Source organism: Actinoplanes sp. NPDC051851 (assembly GCF_040681165.1).
Lineage (GTDB): Bacteria > Actinomycetota > Actinomycetes > Mycobacteriales > Micromonosporaceae > Actinoplanes.
On the sequence record NZ_JBFAYF010000013.1, the window covers coordinates 131,742 to 154,725 of the forward strand.

20 protein-coding genes are annotated in these 22,984 nt (G+C 71.5%); 11 read left to right on the top strand and 9 right to left on the bottom strand.

What is annotated here, in order from left to right; all coding sequences use genetic code 11:
• Window positions 1-8 precede the first annotated feature (8 nt).
• The 4 genes from AB0M08_RS15885 to AB0M08_RS15900 all read right to left on the bottom strand — a co-directional run bounded on the left by AB0M08_RS15885 (window position 9) and on the right by AB0M08_RS15900 (window position 3,940).
• Window positions 9-347 (bottom strand): DUF742 domain-containing protein, encoded by a 339-nt coding sequence (locus AB0M08_RS15885; RefSeq protein ID WP_364493117.1) that lies wholly within the window; start codon window positions 345-347, stop codon window positions 9-11.
• Window positions 344-772 carry a roadblock/LC7 domain-containing protein gene (locus tag AB0M08_RS15890; protein ID WP_364493119.1) on the bottom strand — a complete coding sequence of 143 codons (429 nt, stop codon included), beginning with the start codon at window positions 770-772 and terminating at the stop codon, window positions 344-346. Before AB0M08_RS15890 ends, AB0M08_RS15885 begins: the two co-directional genes overlap by 4 nt.
• Window positions 769-2,886, bottom strand: a complete 2,118-nt coding sequence (locus AB0M08_RS15895) for a nitrate- and nitrite sensing domain-containing protein (protein WP_364493121.1) — start codon at window positions 2,884-2,886, stop codon at window positions 769-771. Before AB0M08_RS15895 ends, AB0M08_RS15890 begins: the two co-directional genes overlap by 4 nt.
• 331 nt (window positions 2,887-3,217) lie before the next feature.
• The gene (locus tag AB0M08_RS15900; protein ID WP_364493123.1) at window positions 3,218-3,940 is read right to left on the bottom strand and encodes a peptidoglycan-binding protein; all 723 of its coding nucleotides are present in this window, start codon (window positions 3,938-3,940) and stop codon (window positions 3,218-3,220) included.
• Window positions 3,941-4,103: 163 nt separating this feature from the next.
• Here AB0M08_RS15900 and AB0M08_RS15905 point away from each other — a divergent pair, with 163 nt between their 5' ends.
• The 8 genes from AB0M08_RS15905 (at window position 4,104) to AB0M08_RS15940 (ending at window position 12,845) form a co-directional block, all read left to right on the top strand.
• The gene (locus AB0M08_RS15905; RefSeq protein ID WP_364493125.1) at window positions 4,104-5,348 is read left to right on the top strand and encodes a hypothetical protein; all 1,245 of its coding nucleotides are present in this window, start codon (window positions 4,104-4,106) and stop codon (window positions 5,346-5,348) included.
• Between the two features lie 22 nt (window positions 5,349-5,370).
• Window positions 5,371-6,102 (top strand): hypothetical protein, encoded by a 732-nt coding sequence (locus tag AB0M08_RS15910; protein WP_364493127.1) that lies wholly within the window; start codon window positions 5,371-5,373, stop codon window positions 6,100-6,102.
• Complete coding sequence (locus AB0M08_RS15915) at window positions 6,083-7,408, top strand: hypothetical protein (RefSeq protein WP_364493129.1); 1,326 nt, start codon at window positions 6,083-6,085, stop codon at window positions 7,406-7,408. The genes AB0M08_RS15910 and AB0M08_RS15915 overlap by 20 nt, the downstream gene beginning before the upstream one ends.
• Window positions 7,405-7,872 (top strand): hypothetical protein, encoded by a 468-nt coding sequence (locus tag AB0M08_RS15920; RefSeq protein ID WP_364493131.1) that lies wholly within the window; start codon window positions 7,405-7,407, stop codon window positions 7,870-7,872. Before AB0M08_RS15915 ends, AB0M08_RS15920 begins: the two co-directional genes overlap by 4 nt.
• Entirely contained in the window at window positions 7,869-9,857 is a 1,989-nt protein-coding gene (locus AB0M08_RS15925; RefSeq protein ID WP_364493133.1) for a hypothetical protein, read from the top strand. Before AB0M08_RS15920 ends, AB0M08_RS15925 begins: the two co-directional genes overlap by 4 nt.
• A gap of 6 nt (window positions 9,858-9,863) precedes the next feature.
• Window positions 9,864-11,099 (top strand): hypothetical protein, encoded by a 1,236-nt coding sequence (locus tag AB0M08_RS15930; RefSeq protein WP_364493135.1) that lies wholly within the window; start codon window positions 9,864-9,866, stop codon window positions 11,097-11,099.
• On the top strand, window positions 11,096-12,397 hold the full coding sequence (locus tag AB0M08_RS15935; RefSeq protein ID WP_364493137.1) for a M20/M25/M40 family metallo-hydrolase: 1,302 nt from the start codon (window positions 11,096-11,098) through the stop codon (window positions 12,395-12,397). The genes AB0M08_RS15930 and AB0M08_RS15935 overlap by 4 nt, the downstream gene beginning before the upstream one ends.
• Window positions 12,398-12,473: 76 nt before the next feature.
• The gene (locus AB0M08_RS15940) at window positions 12,474-12,845 is read left to right on the top strand and encodes a helix-turn-helix transcriptional regulator (RefSeq protein ID WP_364493139.1); all 372 of its coding nucleotides are present in this window, start codon (window positions 12,474-12,476) and stop codon (window positions 12,843-12,845) included.
• On the opposite strand, the gene AB0M08_RS15945 is transcribed toward AB0M08_RS15940, so the two are convergent.
• Both AB0M08_RS15945 and uppS read right to left on the bottom strand, forming a co-directional pair.
• Window positions 12,829-13,977 (bottom strand): MFS transporter, encoded by a 1,149-nt coding sequence (locus AB0M08_RS15945; protein ID WP_364493141.1) that lies wholly within the window; start codon window positions 13,975-13,977, stop codon window positions 12,829-12,831. The two genes, AB0M08_RS15940 and AB0M08_RS15945, sit on opposite strands and share 17 nt — an antisense overlap.
• Before the next feature lie 62 nt (window positions 13,978-14,039).
• Complete coding sequence (gene uppS, locus AB0M08_RS15950; protein WP_364493143.1) at window positions 14,040-14,822, bottom strand: polyprenyl diphosphate synthase; 783 nt, start codon at window positions 14,820-14,822, stop codon at window positions 14,040-14,042.
• Window positions 14,823-15,086: 264 nt separating this feature from the next.
• Between uppS and AB0M08_RS15955 the strand changes: the two genes are divergently transcribed.
• Complete coding sequence (locus AB0M08_RS15955; protein ID WP_364493145.1) at window positions 15,087-15,986, top strand: hypothetical protein; 900 nt, start codon at window positions 15,087-15,089, stop codon at window positions 15,984-15,986.
• Between the two features lie 8 nt (window positions 15,987-15,994).
• Here the strand turns inward: AB0M08_RS15955 and AB0M08_RS15960 are convergent, their stop codons facing one another.
• Entirely contained in the window at window positions 15,995-17,284 is a 1,290-nt protein-coding gene (locus AB0M08_RS15960; RefSeq protein WP_364493147.1) for an MFS transporter, read from the bottom strand.
• Complete coding sequence (locus AB0M08_RS15965; protein ID WP_364493149.1) at window positions 17,281-17,448, bottom strand: hypothetical protein; 168 nt, start codon at window positions 17,446-17,448, stop codon at window positions 17,281-17,283. The genes AB0M08_RS15960 and AB0M08_RS15965 overlap by 4 nt, the downstream gene beginning before the upstream one ends.
• Window positions 17,449-17,610: 162 nt before the next feature.
• Here AB0M08_RS15965 and AB0M08_RS15970 point away from each other — a divergent pair, with 162 nt between their 5' ends.
• Complete coding sequence (locus AB0M08_RS15970) at window positions 17,611-20,775, top strand: penicillin acylase family protein (RefSeq protein WP_364493151.1); 3,165 nt, start codon at window positions 17,611-17,613, stop codon at window positions 20,773-20,775.
• 150 nt (window positions 20,776-20,925) lie between these two features.
• Complete coding sequence (locus tag AB0M08_RS15975; protein ID WP_364493153.1) at window positions 20,926-21,432, top strand: phospholipase; 507 nt, start codon at window positions 20,926-20,928, stop codon at window positions 21,430-21,432.
• Window positions 21,433-21,510: 78 nt separating this feature from the next.
• On the opposite strand, the gene AB0M08_RS15980 is transcribed toward AB0M08_RS15975, so the two are convergent.
• Complete coding sequence (locus AB0M08_RS15980; protein ID WP_364493155.1) at window positions 21,511-22,962, bottom strand: S8 family serine peptidase; 1,452 nt, start codon at window positions 22,960-22,962, stop codon at window positions 21,511-21,513.
• Between the last annotated feature and the right edge of the window lie 22 nt (window positions 22,963-22,984).

A 22,984-nucleotide genomic window follows, 5' to 3' on the forward strand; every position in this document is an offset into this window, starting at 1 on the left:
CAGCCGGTTCAGAGCGCCCGAACACGGTCCACGATCCTCTCGATGAGCGCGACGGAGAGCTCGCCCCGCGCGTCCTCCACCAGCATGTATCCCTCGGCGATCAGGTCGGCGACGATGACCCGGACCACGCCGAGCGGCGCGACCAGCGCCGACGACAGGTCCGCGATCGACATCGGCCGCTGGCACAGCTCCACGATCTGGCGGGCCTCGAACCGCAGCGGCGCGGAGAGCGCGGCGGGCACGGCATGCAGCTGCGTCTCGATCCGCAACCCGTCCTGCACCGGCTGGGTCCGCCCGCCGGTCAGCATGAACGGGCGGACCACCGGATCCTCATCGCGCATCCTCATCGGGGTAAGTGCTCCCGCGACTCGGCGATCAGGGCGGGCGTCAGCAACTCACCGAAGCGCTCGGCGAGACGGGAGATCTCGTAGCCGATCAGGCCGACGTCGCCGTCTGCGGTGGAGACCACGCCGAGGCAGCTGCCGCCGGGGATCACCGAGATCACCAGGAAGCCGCGCTGCATCTCGATCATGACGAGCTTGAGGCCGTCGAAGTCGTAGCGGCGGGAGGCGGTCCGGGCGAGGCTGGCCATGCTGGAGACGATCGCGGCGAGCTGGTCGCCCTCGGCCCGGGTGAGCCCGTCCGAGCCGGCGATCAGCAGGCCGTCGGAGGAGACCGCGACGGCGTCGCGTACTCCGGAGGTCTGATGGACGAAGTTGCCGAGCAACCAGTTGAACTGGTGCCGGTCGGCGGTGAGTGGTTCGACGCTCATGATCTGTTCTCTCCCCTTCTGATCCCGTCGCGCAGTGCTGTCAGGCGGCTACGGACGGCCTCGGGCTCGCCGGCGGCCTCGCGTCCCGCCCGGGGTGTTCCCGGAGTGGGACGGGCCGCTCGGGGGATGCGTTTCCGCAGGCCGTTCGCGGTGCGGCGGGATTGTTGTTCGGTTCGCGTCGCGGATTCGACCAGGCTGAGGACGGGTGCCGGGGGTCGGGGCCGGGGGATCTCCGACTTCTTGCCGGGGATCTCGGGAAGCACTATGTAATCCACCTCGACGGCCAGCGGTTGCGGCGCGATCGCCTCCTGGACCGCGAGGACCGCGGCCGGGAGGGTGATCCGGGCCGTCACGCCGGTCACCGCCGAATGGTTGAGGCGTACGTCGATACCCATCTCCGCCGCGAGCCGGCCCACCACGTAGTGGCCGAGGAACCGCGCCGGGACCGTCATGAAGTCGCCCTCGCCGCGCAGCCGCTCGTTGGCGCGCGCCAGCTCGGCGTCGTTCATCCCGATCCCCTGGTCGCAGACGGCGATCAGGTAGCCGTCGCCGACCCGCCGGCCGTGCACCTCCACCTCCATGTCCGGCGGCGAGAAGGCGAGACCGTTCTCGATCAGCTCGGCGAGCAGGTGGGCGAGCCCGGTGCCGGCCGAGCCCTGCACGGTCGCCTCGTCGATCCGGCGCAGCACCACCCGGCGGTACTCCTCCACCTCGGACACCGCGGCGCGGATCACGTCGGTGAGCGGGATCGGGGTGGTCCACTGCCGAGGGCTGGCCGCGCCGACCAGGACCAGCAGGCTCTCCGCGTTGCGGCGCATCCGGGTGGCCAGGTGGTCCAGTTCGAAGAGGTTCGCCAGGCCTGCCGGGGTGGTCTCCTCCCGCTCCAGCGAGGTGATGAAGCCGAGTTGCCGGCGGAGCAGGTTCTGGTTGCGGCGACCCAGGTTCGCCAGGGACTCGGCGCTGGCCCGGCGCAGTTTGACCTGCTCGGCGGCGAGGGCGTACGCGGTGGACTGCACCCGGGAGAACGCGCCGGCGACCTGGCGCACCTCGGTGCTGGCGCCCGGCTCGACCGGCACCGGACCGGGTGGTCCGGCGTCCTCGCCGGCGACCACCCGGCGTACCGCCTCGGGCAGCCGCTCCCCCGCCAGCCGGTCCGCCGCCTCGGCCAGCCCGGTCAGCGGTTCGGCGATCGCCCGGGTGGCCGCGATCGCCAGGTACGCCGAGCCGGCCAGGCAGAGCAGGACGACACCGGAGAGCCCGAGCAGCCGCATGGTGGCCCGGTCGCGGAGCTCGACGGCGCGCTCCTGGGTGCCGGCGGCGATCTTCTCGGCCAGGACCGTCATGTCGTCGAGCATCGTGGTGACCGAATCCCACCACTGCTGGACGTTGCCTACCCGGTTCTGCAGCGCGGCCTTCTCCAGCGCGCTCGCCCGCAGCGCCGCCTCCGAGCCGAGCAGCTGCGACTTCGCCGCCGCCGACTCCGGGCTGGCGAACTCGTCGAACTCGCCCAACGACAGGTCCCGGGACGCGATGATCGCCAGGAACCTGGCGAACTCCCCGTCCCGGAACCGGCCCGCCGCGAAGACGCCGTCCAGGAACACCCACTCCTGGGCGGTCGCCTCCTTCACCTCGGTCAGCATCTCCAGCGACTCGGCGCCGAGCCGCAACGAGTCGTCGTCGACGATCTCCAGGTGCCGGTAGTTCTCGCTGACCTGCTCGATCAGGTCGCTGTAGTCGTTGAAGACCGCGTCGCGGCCCTCGCTCCGGGCGTCCGCGCGGGCCCGGACCGCGGCGAGGCCGCTCTCCAGCTCACCGACCGCTTCCGCGGCCTGCCCCGCCAGATCGTCACCGCCGCCGAGTTCGCTCCTGACCTGGGTACGGCGGCTGTCCACCCGCCTCCTCGCGGCGTCGACCTCGGCGCCGAGAGTCGCGTTACCGCCCAGCACCGCTCCGGTGATGCCGCGCTCCTGCTGCAGGTCCTGGACCAGGCTCTGCACGGCGAGGATGACGGTGACCCGGCGCTCGGTGGCGGCCGCGGTGCGATAGCCGGCCACCTCGTCGGCATAGATCACGGCGAGCAGCACCAGCATCGCGGCCAGCGGCAGCGCCAGCATGCGGACGATACGGCTGCGGATCGTACGCCCACCCTCGGCAGACACCGACCCCGTTGCGCGGCCCATTCCGCTGCCCCTCCGACGCTCACGTTTTCTGGTGGCCCGCGCCATATCCGGCCCGGACCCGCGCCACAGAGTTGACTTCCGGTCACGTGGGGTCAACACCCCGATCGAGGGATGTGGTTCCAAGCCCAGCTCCGATCCGCTGCGGGACGGCCCGGCCCACCCGACCGGGGTACACCCGTCATCTCGTCACGAGTCGCTACGTCGCCGCCGCGGGAAGCGCCGGTTCGCCGGCCGGCGGAGCAGGAGTGGGGTGGACCATCGGCTCTCAGCCGGGCTGGCCGGGATAGCTCGACGTCGGGGCGGGGGTCCATGCGGCACGCCAGGTGGTGGCGCCGACGATGCCGTCGATCTGGAGGGCGGACTCCTGCTGGAGGGCGCGGCAGGCCTCCTCGGAGTCGGGGCCGTAGACGCCGTCGACCGTCAGGCGCCAGCCGCGGGCCGTCATCTGCTGTTGCCAGCGGCGGACGTCGTCGCCGCGCATCAGCGGGGGCTGGGTCAGGAAGCGGCCGGGCCACGGCGGGGCGGCCGACGCCGGATCGGCGGGGGGCGGCGGGAGCGGGGCGGCGTAGCGGATGCCGGGGACCAGGGCCGTGTGGGTCCAGCCCCGGTCGGCGACCGTCCAGCAGCCGACTCCCCAGTCGGTGCCGCGGGCCTCGATGGTGCTCTGGTTGCCGAGGCTCACGGCGACGTGGGCGCTGGACGGGCGGGCGCCGTTGAACGGGCTGCTGCTGAAGCGGAAGAGCAGGGCTCCCTGGGTACGGATCGCGACGTCCAGCGGGACCATGGTGTCGTAGGTGCGGCAGTGGCGGGCCTGCATCCACGAGCCGTCGGGCATCGGCGGGCGGACGCCGAGGCGGGCGCAGCCCCACTCGACGAGCTCCGAGCAGTCGAAGGCGCCCGGGTCGTCGCCGGTGGCCTCGACGCCGTACACGTAGCGGTCACCTGCCTGTTTGAGCAGGAGGCCGACGAAATCGGATGCATAGATCACCGCCTGACGGTACGGCCGTGGGGTGGGCGTACGGAGGACGCACGAGCGGTGTAGCTCGGGTGAGCTACCCGCGATGCGGGTCCCGCCGATGTGTGACTTCCCGGGGCGGCGGGGTGGGCGGTGCCATGTCGGGAGGACAACCGCGCCGAGCGAGGAGGACCCCATGTCGCGTCAGTCCACCGACCTCGAGGATGAGCTCGAAGCCGAGTACGAGGACGAGTTCGAGTCGGAATACGAGGACGAGTTCGAGTACGAGGACGAAGACGAGTGGGAGCAGGAGGACGAGGACTTCTTCCCGCTCGGCGCCATCGCCAACACGATCGGCGGGCTCCTCGGTGAAGAGGAGGGCGAGGAGGAGGACGAGGCGTTCCTCGGCGGTCTCGTCGGCCGGCTGCTGGGCGGCGGGGGCGGTGACGGCGAGGAGGAGTACGAGGGCGAGTTCGAGTCCGAATATGAGGACGAGTACGAGGCCGAGGACGAGGCCGAGGAGTTCTTCGGCCGGCTCCGCAACGTCTTCAAGAAGGCCGCGCCGTTCCTGCGGAAGCTCGCCAAGACGGCCGGGCCGCTGGTGGCCACCGCGATCGGCGGGCCGGCCGCCGGTGCGCTCGCCCGGGGCATCACCTCGCAGCTGGAGGGCGAGATGGAGGCGGAGGTCGAGGCCGAGTTCGAGGAGATGGCGTCGGCACCGCTGACCGGGGCGCAGGCGCTCGGCGAGTATCTGGCGGCGCAGGCGGCGTCGAGCGAGTCGGAGGCCGAGGCCGAGGCGCTCGCGGGGGTGGCGGCGTACAACGCGCTCTCCGCACGGGACCGGCGGGACCTCGAGGCGATGCTGCCGGCGCTGCTGCGCGGGGCGGCCGTGGTGACCCGGATGCTGCACGGCAACCGGCGGACCCGGCAGGCGGTGCGCCTGACGCCGGGGATCGTGGACGGTGCCGCGCGGACGCTGCTGCGGCGTACGGCCGCGGGCGAGCCGGTCACGCCGGCCGAGGTCGGCACGGCGCTGGGCGCCGCGACGGCACAGGTGCTCGGCGGTGGCCCGGCCCGGACCGCGGTGATGCGCCGGCACGCCAAGGGGCTGGCCCGGGCCCGGCGGCGCTACCGCGGCCGGGGACGCGGACGGTACGGCAGCCGCGCCCGGTACGGCCGTGGCCTGCGCCCGCGGCGCCCGCTGCGGGGCCGTACCGGAATGATCCGGCGGCAGCCGGTCCGCAGCCGCGCGGTCGGCGGCGGCACCCGGGTCCCCCGGCCCCGCGCCGGCATGGTCCGCGTGGTGACGCCGATCCGGATCCCCGCGCGGGACGGCCGGGCGGCCCGGACCGTCCGGGTGGTCAGCGACGTCAAGGTGCCCCGTGGCGCGGTCACGGCGGGCCGGCCGATGAGCGTCAGCGGCAGCAGCCGCCGGCGATGAGCAGCGAGAACGGGTGGGGACGATGACGACTTCCGCGGCGAACTTCCGTTACCCCGCGATCCAGGGCGAGGACGGCCACGGCCGCCGATCCGAGTTCGAGGTCGAGCTGGAGGACGAGTTCGAGGACTTCGCGCAGCTCGGCGAGTTCGAGTTCGAGGAGGAGGACGAGGCCGAGGACGAACTGGAGGAGGAGTTCGAGTTCGAGTACGAGGTGGAGGCCGAGCGCGAGGAGGAGGACGAGGACTTCGTCAACCCGGTCCGCCGGATCTACCGCGACGCGGAGCTGATGGCGCACCTGGCCGGCCGCGCGGCGAAGGCGGCCGACGAGGCGGAGGCCGAGGCGTTCCTCGGTGCCATGGTGCCGATGGCCGCCCGGCTGGTCCCGCGGGCCGAGGAGATCCTGTCCCGGAGCGCGCCCGCGCTGGTCCGCGGCGTCAGCCGGCTCGGCCGTCAGCTGCGGAAGAACCCGGCCACCCGCTCGTTCCTCACCACGGTCCCGGTCATCCTCCAGCGGACCGCGCAGAGCCTCGCGGACCAGGCGGCGTCGGGGCGGCCGCCGCGTCCCGAGTCGGTGATCCGCACCTTCGCCACGGTCGCCTCCCGGGTGCTCCGGCAGCCCGCGGACCGGCGCCGGGCGGCCGACGCGGTAGGCGTCTTCGACCGCCGGTTCCATGACCGGCACGGCGGCGGGGGTTCCCCGTCACCGCGGCCCGCCAAGCGCCCGGCACCCCGCCGTGGCCGGCGTCGCCGCTGAGACGGTGCCGCGGCCGGTTCCTCCCGTACGGGATCGGGGGCAGGCCGCGGCACCCGATCTCCTGCGGTCCTACCTGTCCGGTCAGTCGCTGAACGTCCGCCGGCATCTGGACGCGCTGCGCGACTTCACCCGGGAGGAGTTCGGCACCGGGGTGGCGCGGCCGAGCGAGGGTCACGTCCAGGCGGTGAACCGGCTGCTCGTCACGCTGCGGCGCCCGCTGCACGCGATCGTCGAGGAGCTGGAGTCGGCCTCCCGGGACGCGCGGCGGATGCTCGATCCGGCGGTCACCCGGCGGATGCTGGAGCTCAAGACCGCCGCGCATGACCGGGTACGCGCCGTCGAGCGGGTCTGGGACTTCTACCTCGAACTCTTCGGGCAGCGGCAGAGCGCGTACGGGGAATGGCTGGTGGCCTGTGATCGGATCTCGCTCGACTGCTATCAGCACGTCTTCATGCACCTCGGCAACGCGCGGAGCATCCCGGCGCCGCCGCCGTTCGCGTACATGCGGACCGGGTTCTCGCCGGCCACCTACCGGCGGGGCGTCCCGCTGCGCCGGCTGGGACGGCAGCTCAACCCGTTCCCGCTGGTCCAGCTGCCGTATCACCGGCTGATCAACCCGTGGACGATGGGCGCGATCCTGCACGAGGTCTCGCACAACCTGCAGAACGAGCTGGAGCTGGAGAGGGCGGTGCCCCGCGCGATCGTCCGGCGCCTGGACGGCGCGGGCGTCGATCGTACGGTGGGAAGGGTCTGGGCCCGGTGGAACCGGGAGATCTTCGGCGACATGCTCGGGGTGATGCTCGGCGGCGAGTCGTTCGTGGCCTCGCTGATGGACGTGATCGGGCGCAGTCCGGAGCAGGCGCTGCACTACGCGCCGACCGGGGTGCATCCGACGCCCTACCTGCGGACGTTCCTCTCCTGCGAGCTGCTGGCCCGGATGGGTTTCGGTGAGCGGGCCGGGGAGTTCCGGCGGGCCTGGCGGCGGCTTTACCCCGACATCCGCGGTACGTCCATGCCGCGTGCGCTGCTCGACAGCTGGCCGACGGTGATCCCGCTGGTCGTCGAGGCGGTCTGCTACACGCGGTTCCGGTCGCTCGGCGGTAGGGCGCTGCGTGAGGTGATCACGTTCGAACCGCGGCACCAGCTGATGATCGAGGAGGCGGCCGGGCGGCTCGCGCGCGGCGTCGACCCCGGTGTGGTGCCGGAGCGCTTCCTGATCGGTGCCGTCCGGACCGCCCTCGACCGCGGGCTCGCCCCGGCCGACCGGCTGATGCGCAACTTCTACGTCGAGCTGTCCAGGAGATGATCCCGTTGACCCTGCCCGCCGCGGCCTCCCAGCTCGCCACCAGCGTCGACGAGCTGTGGCGGTCCGTCTCCGAACTGGTCCTCACCGTCGAGGAGGACCGGCCCGAAGGCCTCGACCTGGCCGCGGTGGACGAGTTCTCCGAGCGGGTCATCGAGATGCAGGGATCCGTGGCCTCCGCCCGCGACCTGCTGCGGCCTGGCGCGCCGCTGGTGCCGGTGCTGCCCGAGGTCGCCGCGAGCCTGGACGACGCGCACCGCCGCTACTGGCGGGACATGCGCGGGTACGCCGCGGTGGCCGCACTGCGCGGGGCGAGCCGTCGCCACGGCGGCGGGCTGCCCGCGTGGCGCGGCGCCGTGGAGGCCAGTGCCGAACGGTGCGAGGCGCCGTTCGCCCGTACCGCAGAAGCCGTGAACGCCTGCTGGCAGGAGATCTGCCACGCCTCGATGCCCAGGAGGTCGTCGTGACCAAGAAGCTCCCCGTGGTGGACGTCGATCAGGCGTTCCCGCTGCTCACCACCGCTCCCGGCGGGGGCCCGCCGTCGTCGCCCGGTGACCAGACCCCGGCGGTGGCGGCCGCCATCCGCGACGTGCTCGGCTGGCGGCCCCGGCCGCAGGACACCAAGGCGTTCACCGCGGCGCTCGACGCGTCGTTCCGGCTCTCCACCGTGGAGGGGCACGTCGAGGCGAGTTACGTGCCGCGCGGCTACGCCATCCAGGCCGATCTGGGCGGGGTGACCGGCGGGCAGGCCTCGCTCTACACCCGCGCGCAGGCCGGGCACGAGCAGATCACCCGGATCCTGGACGCGCTGAAGCCGCTGCGGCCGGACAGCGATCCGGAGGACTGCGAGGCGTACCGGGCGCTGATCCGCGACTCGGTGCGGCGGCTGGTGATGGAGCTGGGCACGCCCGGCGGGCCGCGGGTGGAGCTGGTCGACGCGGAGTTCGGCGTGCTCAGCGGCTACCGGCCGGGCGGGGACACCGGACATTCGGCGACGTTCGACACCGTCGTCCCGTCCGCCCGGGCCCGCGCCGCGTTCCGGAAGACGCGTTCCGGGGCCGCACCGACCGAGGTGGCCCTGGTCCAGCCCGGTACGGCCGCCGACGACGTGCCCGGGCAGCTGGGCGCGCTGCGTGACCGGTTCGGGCTGACCGACGACAACGTGAACACGGTCGACGAGGAGAAGATCCGGACCTCGTTCGTCACCCTGGTCGACCTGGTCATGGATCTGCAGCGCTCCTGGAACGAGCAGCGTGCGGCGTTCGGCAAGGACGTCGGGCGCGGCTTCCTCGGCACCGAGCTGGTCCTGATCAACCGGCTGCTGGCGGCCGCGGCCGAGCAGGTCGAGGAGGTCGAGGCGGTGCTCGACTCGGCGCTGGTCTCGGCGGCCGAACGGCAGACGGTCATCCTCAACGCCGACACCCGGCTCACGCTGGACGGGCTGCTCAGCTGGCTGCGGGTCTTCCTCACCGAGGACGGGCCGCGGATCGCCCAGGACACCGGGCGGGACGGGCTGACCACCGCGTTCGCGCCGACGCTGGCCCAGATCCTGCAGACCGTACGGCAGACGCTGGTGGGCCGGCTGGTGCCCTGCGGCTCGCCGTCCTGCGGCGGTGCCGGTGCCTGCCGGTGCGGCCGGGCGTCCGCGGTCAGCTACCTCCCGCTGGGCTGCTGCACGCCGCTGCCGCCCGGGATGTACGCGGCCCGGACCCGGATCGCGGTCTCCGGGCTGTGCGGCCTGCTGCAGCGGCTGGGTACCGCGGTGGCCCGGATCGGGCGGTTCTCCGGCGCCGTCCTGCTGGACGTCACCATCTCGCAGATCTCCGACCTGAGCGGCACCGTGCCGCCCTACACCGTCGAGGAGAACCAGAACTTCTTCCGGGTCGAGGTACGCGGCCTGCACCTGCGGCCCAGCTACATCCCGGCCTTCGTGGTGCAGGCCCGCGGTGGGCGCAGGCTGGAGGACCTCGTCCTCCCGCTGGCCGGCAGCGCCACCGCTACCGGCGACTCGGTCTCCGCGATCTTCGACGGCACCGACCGGGATCGGCTCTTCCAGGACACGGGCGGCCTCCGGTTCCCGGCCGTCTTCGCGGCGGCGGAGGTGCCGATCGCGCTGGTCGACGGCGAGACCGGGCGGGTCGTGTCGGCGCCGCCGGTGCTGACCTGGCCGGCGCTGCGCCCGGCGGTCGACGCGTCACTCGACGACGGGCCGTCCACGTGGACGGATGTCCGGTCCGACCAGCGGTTCGCCGGGCAGCCGTCGTCCCGTGAACCGTTCGTGCCGCACGACGGCGAGGACGCGTGTGAGGAACCCTGCGCGGACGACGCCGAACCGCCGAGCGACGCCGAGCTCGAAGCCTGCCTGGAGGAGCTGGGCCGGGAGATGAAGCGCGTCAAGGGGGAGCTGAAGAGGCGCCAGGACAAGGGCTCCGACAAGAAGCGGAGAGGGTGAGTAGGGATGCTCTCGGAACGGGAGTACCAGGATCGGCTGGACCGGATCCAGGCGCTGCGCCGGCAGGTCGCCGAGCGGCTCTCCGGCAGTCTGGTCTCCAACCCGGCGCTGGCCGAGGAGCTGAACCGGCAGATCGACGAGCTGGTCGACGCGAGCGCGGCGGCCGACGCCGCGGCGGCCACACCGCCGGACCGGGGACTCGCGGAACTGGTCGGCATCGGGCCGGACGCGGCGCAGCGCTTCGGCGAGGTGAAGATCCCGGCCGGGGTCGCGCCGTACGACGAGAACGTCAACTCGGAGCGCGTGGTCGCGGTCGGCGATCTGTACTACATCTACCAGCACGAGAAGATCGGCGTCTTCCGTGTCGTACAGAAGCTCAAGCAGCTCTTCGAGGCCGGGGCGGTGCGTCTCTCCGGCGGCGAGGGCGCCTACCGGCTCTACCAGTTCGACCGGCGTGACGTGCTGCGGTACACCCGGCAGGACCGGATCTCCGCCTATCGGCGGGTGCTGGGGTACGGCAAGGGCCTGGGCTCCGCGCAGAGCCGGCCGAACACCGACTTCCACATGCTGTTCGCGCACTTCGTGAACCAGGTGACGCTCTTCTGGCGGGACAAGCGGATCAGCGACGTGATCCGGGAGCGCGCGCACGACCCGAGCTTCGGCTCGATCGCCGTGGTCCGGCGCTCCGGTCTCGACCTGCGCAACAACCTCAAGTTCACCTCGTACGGCCACCTCAACGTGCTGCGCGTCGAGGTCATGCAGCTGCTGGAGGAGTGTTTCCGGATCCTCGGCTCGGACGACGTGAAGGACCTGTTCGGCGCGGACAACGCGTGGGACGTGGTCGACGAGGTGCTGATCCGCTACTTCGACGAGCGGCTGCAGAGCAGTCCCCGGCAGCGGATGGCGGTCAACGGGCGCGACGTGCTGCGCTGGCTGGCCGGGAACCACATCATGGAGACCACCCGCGGGGAGTTCGAGGCGCTGCTCATGGAGATCGCCGAACCGTCGGAGGAGTGGCTGACCTCGGCACAGGCGATGAGTCTCGCGCGGCGTACCGGCACCGACCGGGTGCTGCCGTGGGAGCAGCAGGGACAGTCCGGGATCGCGACGCCGTACGCGGAACGGGCCCCCTCGGCGATGCCCCCGGCCGGGCGGCACGGCGGGCCGGTGTATCCGCGGCGCGGTGGGCTGGGGACCTATCGGGGCGGGCGCTCGGGCACCCGGCCCGCGGCCCGCCGGTGATCCCGCCCGGCGCCGCGCCGCGCCCCCCGCTGGCCGGCACCGTGCCGCGCGCCCGGCTGGCCGAACTCACCGACTGGCTCTCCCTCGCCTCCACCGGCGACTCCGCGCGCTGGCTCGGTGCCTGGCTGGCCGGGTTCGGCGCCCGGGTCGAGCACCTGCCGACGCCGGGCGGCCCGCCCGTGGTGACCGGACGGTTCGACGGGCGCCGCCGTCGCCCGGTGGTGCTGGTCTACGGGCACTACGACGTACGGCCACCCGGGCCGGGATGGACCGCACCGCCGTTCACCCCGGTGATCAGGAACGGACGGCTCTACGCGCGCGGCGCCAACGACGACAAGGGCCAGCTCTTCGCGCACCTGGCCGGGCTCGCCGCCTGGCGGGCGGCGGGCGGCCCGCCGGTGACGGTCGTGGTGATCGCCGAGGGCGCCGAGGAGATCGGCAGTCCGGGCTTCGCGGCGGCGGCCGTCGAGGTGCGGCGGCGGATCGGCGCGGTGGACGCGATCGTCGTCTCGGACACCGAGCGCGCCACGATGGACCGGCCCGCCGTGACCGTCTCCCAGCGCGGGCACCTCACGCTGCGGCTGGCCGTGGACGCGGGTGGTCCGGCCGTACACCCGGGCCGGTTCGGCGGCGCGCTCGTCGACCCGTCGCTGGTGCTGGCCCGGGTCCTGCTCGACCTGGAGCGGTCGTCCCGCGGCTGGTTGCCGCCGGCCCGCGGGCCGCTCCCGGTGCCGGTCACCCGGGTCGGGGGCGCGGAGCTGCGGCGCCGGGCCGGGGGCCGTGCCACGCGCGCGGGCGACCTCGATCGCCGCGTGGCGCTGCTCCCGGCCGTGACGGTCACCGGGTTGCGCGCCGGGGACGGTTCCGGGGGTACGCCGGGGCGCTCGCTCGCCGACGTGGACATCCGGCTTCCGCCGGGAGTCGCCCCGGAGGCGGTGGCCGCCCGGGTGCGGACCCGCCTGCGCCGTCTCGTTCCGGTGCGGGTACGCCTGGACGCCGAGGTCACGGCCGCGCACCGGGGTGAGCACCTGGTGCCTGGACCGGCATTGCGGCGGGCTGTCGAGTTCGCGACAGCGGCCGGGTTCGGCACGCGTCCGGCGTACGTCCGCTCCGGTGGCTCGATCGCCGCCGTGAGTGATCTGCGCCGGGTCTTCGGCGTCGTGCCCCTGCTGCTCGGACTCGGTACACCCGGCGGCGGCGCGCACGGCCCGGACGAGCACATGGACGTACGCGGGTGGTTCGCGGCGGTCGACACGTGCGCCGCCCTGCTCGCCGCGATCGGGGGAGTCGATCGATGAGCGGGAATTCCAGCCGCACGGCCCTTGTCCGAGGTCCCGCGCCTCGCCGAGCATGGCGGAGGGGGTGGTGGCGGTGATGCCAGAAACCGAAGTGCCAGGCGTCGCCCACCAGAGCATCGTCCTCGCCCTGCGCGAGATGCTGCGGCAGGCCGAGGACGGCGGGTTCGCGATGACCGAGGAACCGCGCGGCGGCGTCGCGGTGGTGATGGAGCACGCGAACGTCCGCTGCGTCCTGGTGGTGAAGGCCCCGACGGTCCGGCACCGGCTCAGCCCGCGCGAGCAGCAGATCGCCCGCCTGGTCGCGGAGGGGGCGACGAACCGGATGATCGCCAGCACGCTCGACATCAGCCTGTGGACGGTGTCGACCCACATCCGCCGGGTCTTCGTCAAGCTGGACGTCTGCTCCCGGGCGGAGATGGTGGCCCGCCTCTTCAGCTCCCCTTCATGAGGGCTCGACTGGCCGCGACCATCAGCAGCGCCCCGATGGCCAGAGCGACGCTCGCGATGGTCCACATGCGGGTGTAACCCACCGTCTGGGCGACCGTGCCGAGGCCGAGCGGGCCCAGGCAGGCGCCCGCCTGGGCACCGGTCAGGGTCACCGAGCTCGCCGCCGCCGGTGCCTGCGGGTGCAGCCGCACGACCGCGAAGTTGAGCAACCCCGGCCAGGACCAGCCGAAACCGAATCCCAGGACCACTCCCCAGGTCATCGTGGCCGTACCGGAGAAGCTCAGGAAGAGGAGCCCGGCGGAGCCGCAGGCCATCAGGGCGGCGATCACGCCCACCTGGGAGTCCGGGCGCAGGTCGGCCTGCCAGCCGCCGGCGACGCGGGCGACGACGCAGACGGCGCTGCCCACGGTGAGCAGGACGCCGGCGAACTGTGGGGAGACGCCGCGGCTGACCGCCGAGAGGGGGACGAAGGCGCCGAGCGCGTTGGCACCCGAGGAGCCGATCGCGGCGGCCACCCCGAGGATCAGGATCGGACGCGGGACACGCTGCCGCTCCTTCCTGGACGGTACGGCGTCATCCGGCGGCACCGCGAGCACCGGGAGGCAGAGCAGGCCCGCCGCCACGAACGCCCAGCGCCAGCCGAGCGTCAGGGCCACCGCCGGGACCGCCGCGCCGGCCAGCAGGGTACACGCGGGGATGGACGCCTGCTTCAGGCCGAACGCGAGGCCCTGACGGCGTACCGGAACGCGGCGGGAGAGACTGGCGTTGCCGGCGAGCTGGCCCATCGCGTTGCCCAGCGCGCCGAGGACGAGCAGGGCGATCAGGGAGGCGAGCGAGTGCGCCGCGGCACCGATGGCGATCAGCGAGGCGGCGGAGAGGGCGATGCCGTACCGGGAGACGCGGCGGGCGCCGAAGCGTTCGACGAGGGCGCCGGAGGGTACGGCGGTGAGCGCGGCCGCGGCGAAGTAGGCGCCGGTGGCGAGGCCGGTCCCCGCGGCCGAGAAGTGCAGGTCGGCGCCGATCTGCACGGCGAGGCCGCCGACGAGGAAGACCGGGATGGCGACCACGATGGTGGTGGCGATGGCGCGGGCCATGGCGGGGAGGGTCCCGGAGCCCGGCGCCGCAATCGACATCCATCACAGTCTAGGGGCGATGGGAGCGGCTGGGGAGGTTTCGAGATCCGGGCGCCCCCGGCCTACGCGCCGAAGCGCCGATGTCGCGCCGCGTACGACCGCAGCGCCCGGAGGAAGTCGATCTTCCGGAACCCCGGCCAGTACACGTCACAGAAGTGCAGCTCGGAGTAGGCCGCCTGCCACAGCAGGAAGCCCGACATCCGCCGCTCCCCACTGGTCCGGATGACGAGGTCCGGGTCGGGCTGACCGCTGGTGTAGAGATGGGCCGCGATCCGGTCGGCCGTCAACCGCTGCGCGATGTCGTCGACGGAGTGACCGGCGCGGCCCTCCTCCTCCAGCAGCGACCGGATGGCGTCGACGATCTCGTCACGGCCGTCGTACCCGATCGCGATGGTGATGTGGAAGTCCGCGCCCTTGTCCCGGGTGGCCTCCTCGGCGAGCTTCAGCGCGTGCCGGGTGGTGTCCGGCAGCACGTCGAGCCGGCCGGCGAGGTGCACCTGCCACCTGCTCACGGGCTGGGCGAGGCGCTCGGCGACGACCTCCTCGATCATGGTCATCAGGTTGCCGACCTCCCCCGAGTCCCGCTTGCGCAGGTTGTCCACCGAGGCCACGAACGCGGTCACGTGCCGTACGCCCATCTGCGCGCACCACTGGAGCACCTCGTCGAGGTGCTCCGCCCCGTAGCGGTGCCCGATCCGGGCGTCCGGGAATCCCTCCTGCCGAGCCCACCGCCGGTTGCCGTCCATGACGATCGCGATGTGTCGCGGCAGGTTCGCCCCGGCGAGACGCCGGGTGAGACGCCGCGCGTAGATCGCGTAGACGACGCCCTTCACGGTTTTCCACATACGAGTCATCGAATCACCACCGACGGCCGATTCCGATCAGGAACAACGTATCTGCACAGGATCTCCACACATCGGGGGTCAGCGCAGGGCGAGTACGGCAGCCAGCAACCCGAACGCCGCGATGATGACGGCGACCCGGACGTAGCGGAGGCGGTCCCATCCGGTTGGAGATGCTGGTGGACCGCCTCGCCGAACCGCCAACGGATAAGCCCTCCGTCTCCTGGCCCTCTGTCCGAATCCGACCGCATGATGCATCCTCGTGCAGTGGCGACGTTCATCCTTACCTGGAATGCCAGCGACTCCGTCTATCCACCCGACGAGTATCGGGAGGACGTGGCCGTCACCCAGGCCGGCGACACCATCGAGGGACGGTGGAGTGTCGGATCCCGACGTGGTGGCATGGCCCGCGGTGATCGGGTCTTCCTCCTCCGCCAGGTACGGGAGCGAGGGATCGTCGGAAGCGGACGGCTCACAACAGGTGACGTCGTGGAGGACGCCCATTGGGACGAGTCCGACAGAACCGCGCACTATGTGGACATCGTCTGGGACACCATCGTAGATATCGCCGATCGGGTCACGATCGAGGAACTTCTGGAAGCCGTCCCCGGGCACAATTGGAATTACGTACTCGGCTCCGGCCAGAAGGTCTCGTCACCTGCGGACGAGGAGCTGGAGGAACTGTGGTGGCACCATGTTCCCGATGTCGCCCCCAAACGGAGCCCATCCACGCTGGTCCAGCCAGTCCCATTGGAGTCACTACGGAAGACACGCTACGCCCGGCCGCCGCAGCCGTCCGAGGTACGGGAGGCGTGGAAACGCGAGGCCGAGCTGTCCGAACGATTCGCGGCCCGTCTGAGGGCAGACGGGCACGAGTGCGAGCGCTACAAGATCAGGTCGCCCGGCGAGAAGAGTGCTCTCTACACCGACCTGTTCGACCGCACGGACAACGTTCTGTACGAGGTGAAGGGCACGGTGCGGCGTGAGGACATCCGGATGGCGGTCGGGCAGCTCCTCGACTACAGCCGCCACATTCCGTCCGAACCGAATCTCGCTGTGCTCCTGCCCACACGTCCCTCGAGCGATCTTCTGGACCTCCTCGATCGCCACGACATCACCTGCGTCCACGAGTCCGCCCAGGGAGTGTTCGAAACCGCCGTCCTCTGACGCATTGCTCACCTGACGAGGCGCCGGTCGTCGACGGACGGGGAGAACAGCAGGATGGCGGTGCCGAGGGCGCAGGTCAGCCACCACACGGTGGCGGGGTTTCCGGCGAGCGCCACCCCGAGCGCCGTGCCGGTCTGGCGGGCGGCCGACGGCAGTGACGTCGCCAGCGCGGCCATCGAGGGCGGCATGCCGGAGAGCGCGGTCGCCGTGATCGGGGCGATGAGCATGCCGAGGGAGATGCCGAACATCAAGAAGCTTATGAGTACGACGGGAAGCGCGCTGCCCGGTCCGCGCCCCATCGACATGAGACCGCCCGCGGCGAGAGCGGCCCCGGAGATCGCCAGCGGCAGCCGGGCGCCCCGGGCGGCGACCAGGCGACCGGCCAGCGGGGAGGCGAGCGCCACCCCGAGTCCGACCGGGATCAGTGCCACCCCGGCCGCCACCGGGGACATGCCGCGGACGGTCTGCAGGTACCGGGTGGTGACGAAGAGGAACGCCCCGAACCCGCACATTCCGCAGAGCGAGATCAGCATGGCCGCGCGGAACGGCGGGCGGCGGAACAGGTACGGGTCGAGCAGCGGGTCGGCGCGGCGTGGCTCGTAGGCGAGCAGGCCCGCGAGGGCGAGCCCGGCGACGACGGCCGGGAACGCCCAGCCCTCGATGAGGGCGGCGACCGTACCGAGCAGCAGCAGGGCGATCAGGAGCTGACCGACCGGGTCGAAGCGGCGGGTACGCGCGGCACGCGACTCGGGGACGTAACGGGCGGCGCAGAGCATCGCGACGGCGGTGATCGGCACGTTGACCCAGAAGACGGCGTGCCAGCCGAAGCCGCCGATCAGCGCGCCGCCGGCGACCGGGCCGAGCGCCTGGGCAAAACCGGTCGTCGCGCTGAACACGCCGAGCGCGCGGGCCCGGGCGGCCGGGTCGGGGAAGGCGGTCGCGACGATCGCCGCCGCGACCGGGTTGAGCATGGTGCCGCCGACGGCCTGCACGACCCGGGCCGCGATCAGCCAGCCGATGCCCGGGGCCAGGCCGCAGAGCAGCGACCCGAGCCCGAACGTGACCAGGCCGAGCTGGAACACCCGGCGCCGGCCCCACCGGTCGGCGGTGGAGCCGGCGAGTACCAGGAAACCGGCGAGTACCAGCACGTACGCGTCGACGGTCCACTGCAGGCCGGCGACCGAGGCGTGCAGGTCGCGGCGGATCGACGGCAGCGCGACGTTGACGGCGGCGATGTCCAGCACCACGACGGCCACACTGGAACAGCAGATCGCGAGGACGGCGTGGGGGCGGGTCACCCGAACAGACGACCACGCGATGTCGGCGCGGTATAGGTCTGCTGGAAGAGTCCGCGTTTCTGCAGGATCGGGACGACCAGCCGCTCGAAGTGGGCGATGTCGAGATACGCGAGCGGGTCCACATGCGGCAGGCGCCACGCGTACCGGAAACGTCCCGGTGTCATCAACGGGTGTCCCGGTACTCCGGCACGCCGGGCCCGGCCATAGGACGTGGTGCGACCGGCCCACAGATAGCCGTCGACGTTGTCCCCTGGTCATCCAAGCCATCGACGTCTTAATATCTGTGAATCTTTTTCGCGTCACGCGTTCCCCCGAAGGCGGTCCCCATGCGCCGACGCTTTTCCCTGGTCAGTGCCCTTGTCACTACGACGCTCCTCACCACCGTCGCGGTCTCGCAGGTGGATCCACCAGCCGCCGAGGCGGCATACGCGAGCAACGACTACTGCCTCGGCGAGTGCTCCGACATCCTGCCGCCCGGGCAGAACGGCGACGCCACCCTCGCGGCGATCCTGGCCCACCAGGTCTTCGGCACCCAGCCCTCGCACGCCGACGACCAGCTCGCGCCCTACGCCAACCTGGCCTACAACTACACCGGTCTGACATCCGGGCAGATCAACACCTTCTTCAACGATTCCGCGTACGGCGTGGCGGCCGCCGACGTGGCGAGCACGGTCAGCCCGCGCTCGGACGTCACCATCGTGCGGGACAAGACGCTCGGCATCCCGCACGTCACCGGCACCACCCGCTCCGGCACCATGTACGGCGCCGGATACGCGGGCGCCCAGGACCGGCTCTTCCTGATGGACCTGATGCGCCACGTCGCGCGCGGCACGCTGACCAGCTTCGCCGGCGGCGCCGAGGGCAACCGGGAGCTGGAGCAGAGCGTCTGGCGGAACTCGCCGTACAACGAGGCGGACCTGCAGTCGCAGCTCGACACCCTGAAGGCGTCCGGCACCCGCGGCGCGCAGCTCTACACCGACGTCGCCGACTACCTGGCCGGCGTCAACAAGTACATCGACGACTGCATGGCCGCCCGGAACTGCCCCGGCGAGTACGTGCTGACCGGGCACCTCGACTCGGTCACCAACGCCGGCGGTCCCGAGGACTTCGTGATGACCGACCTGATCGCGGTCGCCGGTGTCATCGGCGGCCTCTTCGGCGGCGGTGGGGGCACCGAGATGCAGTCGGCGCTGGTCCGGATCGCGGCGCGGGCCAAGTACGGCACCACCGTCGGCGACCAGGTCTGGCAGCAGTTCCGGTCGCAGAACGACGCCGAGACGGTGCTCACCCTGCACAACGGGCAGACGTTCACGTACGGCACCGGCAACCCGGACGCGGCCGGCGTGGCGATGCCCGACGCCGGGACGGCGACCCCCGAGCAGCTGGTCTACGACGAGACCGGCTCGGCCCTGACCACCGGTTCCACCTCCGCGATCGCGGACTCGCTCTCCACGCTGACCATCAGCAGCGCGCAGCGCGGCATGTCCAACGCGGCGGTCGTGTCGGCGGCGAACTCGGCCACCGGGCACCCGGTCGCCGTATTCGGGCCGCAGACCGGGTACTTCGCGCCGCAGCTGCTCATGGTCCAGGAGCTGCAGGGCCCCGGGATCAGCAGCCGGGGTGTGGCGTTCAGCGGGCTCAACCTCTACACGCTGCTCGGGCGCGGCCCGGACTACGCGTGGAGCGCCACCTCCTCGATCCAGGACATCACCGACACGTACGCGGTGAAGCTCTGCAACGCGGACGGCAGCACGGCGACCACCGCCTCGACCAGCTACCTGTACCACGGCACCTGTACCGCGATGGAGGCGCTGAGCCACACCAACGCGTGGACGCCGACCACCGCGGACGGCACGGCGGCGGGTTCCTACCGCCTCAACACGTGGCGTACCAAATATGGGCTGGTGACCTGGCGGGGAACCGTCGGCGGCGTGCCGGTGGCGTTCGCCCGGCTCCGCTCCACCTACATGCACGAGGCGGACTCGGCGATCGGCTTCCAGATGTTCAACGAGCCGGACCAGATGGGCACCGCCGCGGCGTTCCAGAACTCCGCGTCGAACATCCCGTTCGCGTTCAACTGGTTCTACGTGAACTCGACCGAGAACGCGATGTACACCTCGGGCGCCCAGCCGGTCCGCCCCTCCACCGCCGACCCGAACCTGCCCACCTGGGGTGAGGCGGCCTACGAGTGGACCAGCTGGAACGGCAACACGGTCCATCCGACCGCGGTCAACCAGGACTACTTCGTCAGCTGGAACAACAAGCAGGCGCTCGGCTACTCGGCCGCCGACGGCAACTTCAGCTTCGGCTCGGTGCACCGCGCGGAGCTGCTGGACACGCCGATCAAGGCCGGGATCGCGGCCGGCACCAAGTACGACCGGGCCTCGCTGCTCAAGGTGGTCGAGGCGGCGGCCCTGACCGACCTGCGCGGCAAGGAGGTGCTGCCGGTGATCCTGCGGGTCATCGACACCGCCACGGTGACCGATTCCGCCCAGGCAGCGGCGCTGACCAAGCTGCGCACCTGGCTGACCAACGGCGCGCTGCGCAAGGAGACCGCCTCCGGCAGCGAGACGTACACCGACGCCGACGCGATCCGGATCTTCGACGCGTGGTGGCCGCGCCTGGTCCAGGCCGAGTTCTCGTCGAACCTGGGCACCGGCCTCTTCGACTCGCTCGTCGACGCCATCCAGATCAACGAGTCGCCCTCCGGCGGCCAGACCGGGCCGGTCTCCGACCTGCCCACCTCGGCCAACGAGTCGGTCGCCCACAAGGGATCGTCCTTCCAGTACGGCTGGTGGGGGTACGTCGACAAGGACCTCCGCTCGGTGCTGGGTGACACCGTCTCCGGCTGGTCGACGAAGTACTGTGGCAGCGGCACGGTCAGCACCTGTCGCAGCGCCATCCTGACCAGCCTGACCGCGGCGCTCTCCGAGACCGCGGCGACCACGTACCCGGCCGACGACTACTGCTCGGCCGGCGACCAGTGGTGCGCGGACGCGATCGTGCAGTCCCCGCTCGGCGGCATCACCCACGATCTGATCTCCTGGCAGAACCGGCCGACCTACCAGCAGGTGGTGTCGTTCCCGGCCAAGCGGGGCGACACGATCAGCAACCTGGCCGCCGGGAAGACCGCCACGGCGTCGAGCTACCAGTCGGGGTATCCGGCCTCCAACGCGGTGGACAGCAACGCGTCCACCCGATGGGCCAGCTCCTGGGCGGACGGGCAGTGGATCCAGGTCGACCTCGGGTCCAGCCAGTCGGTCGGGCGGATGACGGTCAGCTGGGAGTCGGCGTACGCGAGCGCGTACACCATCTCGACCTCGACCGACGGCAGCACCTGGACCACCCGGGCCAGCGTGACCGGTTCCAACGGGGGCATCGACAACACCGGCTTCACCCCGGTGACCGCGCGCTACGTACGGCTGACCGGGGTGACCCGGGCGACCTCCTACGGGCTCTCCACGTACGAGGTGGAGGTCTACGCCCACTGATCATTAACGTCCGTTTACACGCTGATTGATAAATCGACATGCAACCAAGTGTCGGCGTCCAGGAGGGACATCGAGACTGAGGACCGTTCGGGTGACTCGTCGGTAACTTCGATCACCCGAACGGTTCACGTCGTTCGATAAGGAGACCGGATGTCCCCGCGCCGTACCCTTCTCGCCGTGGCACTCGCCACGGTGACCACCCTCGGCCTGGCCACCCCCGCCCATGCCGTGGCCGCCGACAAGGCCGAGGTGCTCGCGTCGTTCACCCAGACGACCGTGAGCAGCTACAACTCGTGGAACGCCGCCCGCCAGAACCAGTCCGCATGGGCCGACTACGAGTTCGACTGGAGCACCGACTACTGCTCCTCCAGCCCCGACCAGCCGCTGGGCTTCGACTTCCGGCTCTCCTGCTACCACCACGACTTCGGCTACCGCAACTACAAGGCGATCGGCACCTTCGACGCCAACAAGGACCGCCTCGACTCGATGTTCTACGCCGACCTGAAGCGCCTCTGCGCCACGTACTCGACGGTCGTCCAGCCCGCCTGCTACTCCCTGGCCTGGACGTACTACGAGGCCGTCTCCCTCTTCGGCTCCACCGCCTCGGTGAGCACCGCCGACATCAAGGAGGCCGCCGAGCTGGAGAACGCCGCCTGACCCTGGCTCCCCGGCAGCTTCCTCACTCCCCCACGGCAGAGGCCGCACACCTCGGTGTGCGGCCTCTGCCGTCTGCGGTTACCGGTTGTCCTGCGGCGGCTGCCCGGGCGGCCATGCCGCCTGCTGACCGGGCGCCCCCTGCGGATAGCCGGGCGGCAACGGCTGCCCCGGGATCGGGTACTGCTGCTGCGGATACGGCTGGGGAGGCACAGCACCGGGCTGACCTGCCGGATACCCGGGTGGCGGGTAACCCGGCGGGTACCCGGGAACCTGCTGTCCCGGGTATCCGGGCTGCTGCTGCCCCGGCGGGTAACCCGGAGGCTGCTGACCGGGCGGGTAGTTGGCCTGCGGATAACCGGCGGGCGGGAAACCGGGCGGCTGCTGCCCCGGCGGATAGCCGTACCCGGGCGGGCCCGCGGCGCGACGGCGCCCGGCGGACCTGGCCACGAGAACGATCAGAAGCACGACGATGACCCCGATACCGACGACCAGGGTGCCCCGCGCCTCCGGAGTGCTCAGGATCCCGCTGGTCAGATTGCCACCGGACGCCTCCGCGGTAGCGCTCGGCGACACGGCCACCTCCCCCAGCGGATTCTTGTCCACAGACGCGACATCCGCCGTCAACGCCTTCTGCGCATTGACCACGCCATACCCGTAAATATCGTCGCGGCCTTTATTACCTTTGTCAGTCGCAGTTTTGATCAGACGGTTGATGACGTTGGCGGCGCTCATCTTCGGATATTTCGACCGAACCAACGCGGCAACGCCGCTGACAATCGCGGTCGCGTCGCTCGTCCCGTCGGAGATCGAGTAGCCGGTCTCCCGCTGCGCACGTTCGCCGGTCGTGACGATTTGCTCTGCAGGCGCAGCCAGGGCGATCTCCGGACCGGTCGATGAGCCGGACCACCCAAAGCCATCCTCACCGATTCCGGATACCGCAATGACACCGGGGGTATCAGCGGGCGCGTTGACCCCTAAGCCATCCTTCTCGAGGTTACCTGCGGCAGCGATGACAACGACGTCCTTGGACTGGGCATATGCAATCGCCGCCAATTCCTCAGGACGAGCCTCACCGTCGGATCGGCCATTCGAGAGATTGATGATGTCAGCACCCTGATCAACCGCCCAGCGAATAGGTTCGGCCACCGAGATGTCGTTCCCCGTGTTGATCGCCACCGGGAGGATCTTCGCGTCGGGCGCAATACCGAGTGCGTGATTTTCTCCGCCGCCCTGGGCCGCGATGAGTCCTGCCATGCTGGTGCCGTGCCCGACCGGGTCGGTATGCCCAGCGTCGCTGGTCGAGCCACCAAACGTCTTCCCTGCCAGAAGGACCCCGTTGAGATCAGGATGGCCGGCATCGACGCCGGTGTCGATAAGCGCGACAGTCACGCCGCCACCCTTAGTGATCTTCTGAGCCTGCGGCGCCTTGACGGCAGCCAGAAACCACTGACTCCCTCTGACCGTCTCCGCCGAGGCGGGCAGTGCGGGAGCAAGGGCGATGACCGTCGCAGTTGTGACTGCGGCGGCCATACGCCAACGGGAAATCACGAAT

Excerpts from the sequence above, each read along its gene's own strand:
- AB0M08_RS15970 (WP_364493151.1), top strand. The coding sequence starts at position 17,611 with ATGCGCCGACGCTTTTCCCTGGTCAGTGCCCTTGTCACTACGACGCTC.
- AB0M08_RS15920 (WP_364493131.1), top strand. The coding sequence starts at position 7,405 with ATGATCCCGTTGACCCTGCCCGCCGCGGCCTCCCAGCTCGCCACCAGC.
- AB0M08_RS15895 (WP_364493121.1), bottom strand. The coding sequence starts at position 2,886 with ATGCTGGCGCTGCCGCTGGCCGCGATGCTGGTGCTGCTCGCCGTGATC.
- AB0M08_RS15905 (WP_364493125.1), top strand. The coding sequence starts at position 4,104 with ATGTCGCGTCAGTCCACCGACCTCGAGGATGAGCTCGAAGCCGAGTAC.
- AB0M08_RS15930 (WP_364493135.1), top strand. The coding sequence starts at position 9,864 with ATGCTCTCGGAACGGGAGTACCAGGATCGGCTGGACCGGATCCAGGCG.
- AB0M08_RS15890 (WP_364493119.1), bottom strand. The coding sequence starts at position 772 with ATGAGCGTCGAACCACTCACCGCCGACCGGCACCAGTTCAACTGGTTG.
- AB0M08_RS15975 (WP_364493153.1), top strand. The coding sequence starts at position 20,926 with ATGTCCCCGCGCCGTACCCTTCTCGCCGTGGCACTCGCCACGGTGACC.
- AB0M08_RS15910 (WP_364493127.1), top strand. The coding sequence starts at position 5,371 with ATGACGACTTCCGCGGCGAACTTCCGTTACCCCGCGATCCAGGGCGAG.
- AB0M08_RS15885 (WP_364493117.1), bottom strand. The coding sequence starts at position 347 with ATGAGGATGCGCGATGAGGATCCGGTGGTCCGCCCGTTCATGCTGACC.
- AB0M08_RS15940 (WP_364493139.1), top strand. The coding sequence starts at position 12,474 with ATGCCAGAAACCGAAGTGCCAGGCGTCGCCCACCAGAGCATCGTCCTC.
- AB0M08_RS15965 (WP_364493149.1), bottom strand. The coding sequence starts at position 17,448 with ATGACACCGGGACGTTTCCGGTACGCGTGGCGCCTGCCGCATGTGGAC.
- AB0M08_RS15945 (WP_364493141.1), bottom strand. The coding sequence starts at position 13,977 with ATGTCGATTGCGGCGCCGGGCTCCGGGACCCTCCCCGCCATGGCCCGC.
- AB0M08_RS15980 (WP_364493155.1), bottom strand. The coding sequence starts at position 22,962 with ATGGCCGCCGCAGTCACAACTGCGACGGTCATCGCCCTTGCTCCCGCA.
- uppS (WP_364493143.1), bottom strand. The coding sequence starts at position 14,822 with ATGTGGAAAACCGTGAAGGGCGTCGTCTACGCGATCTACGCGCGGCGT.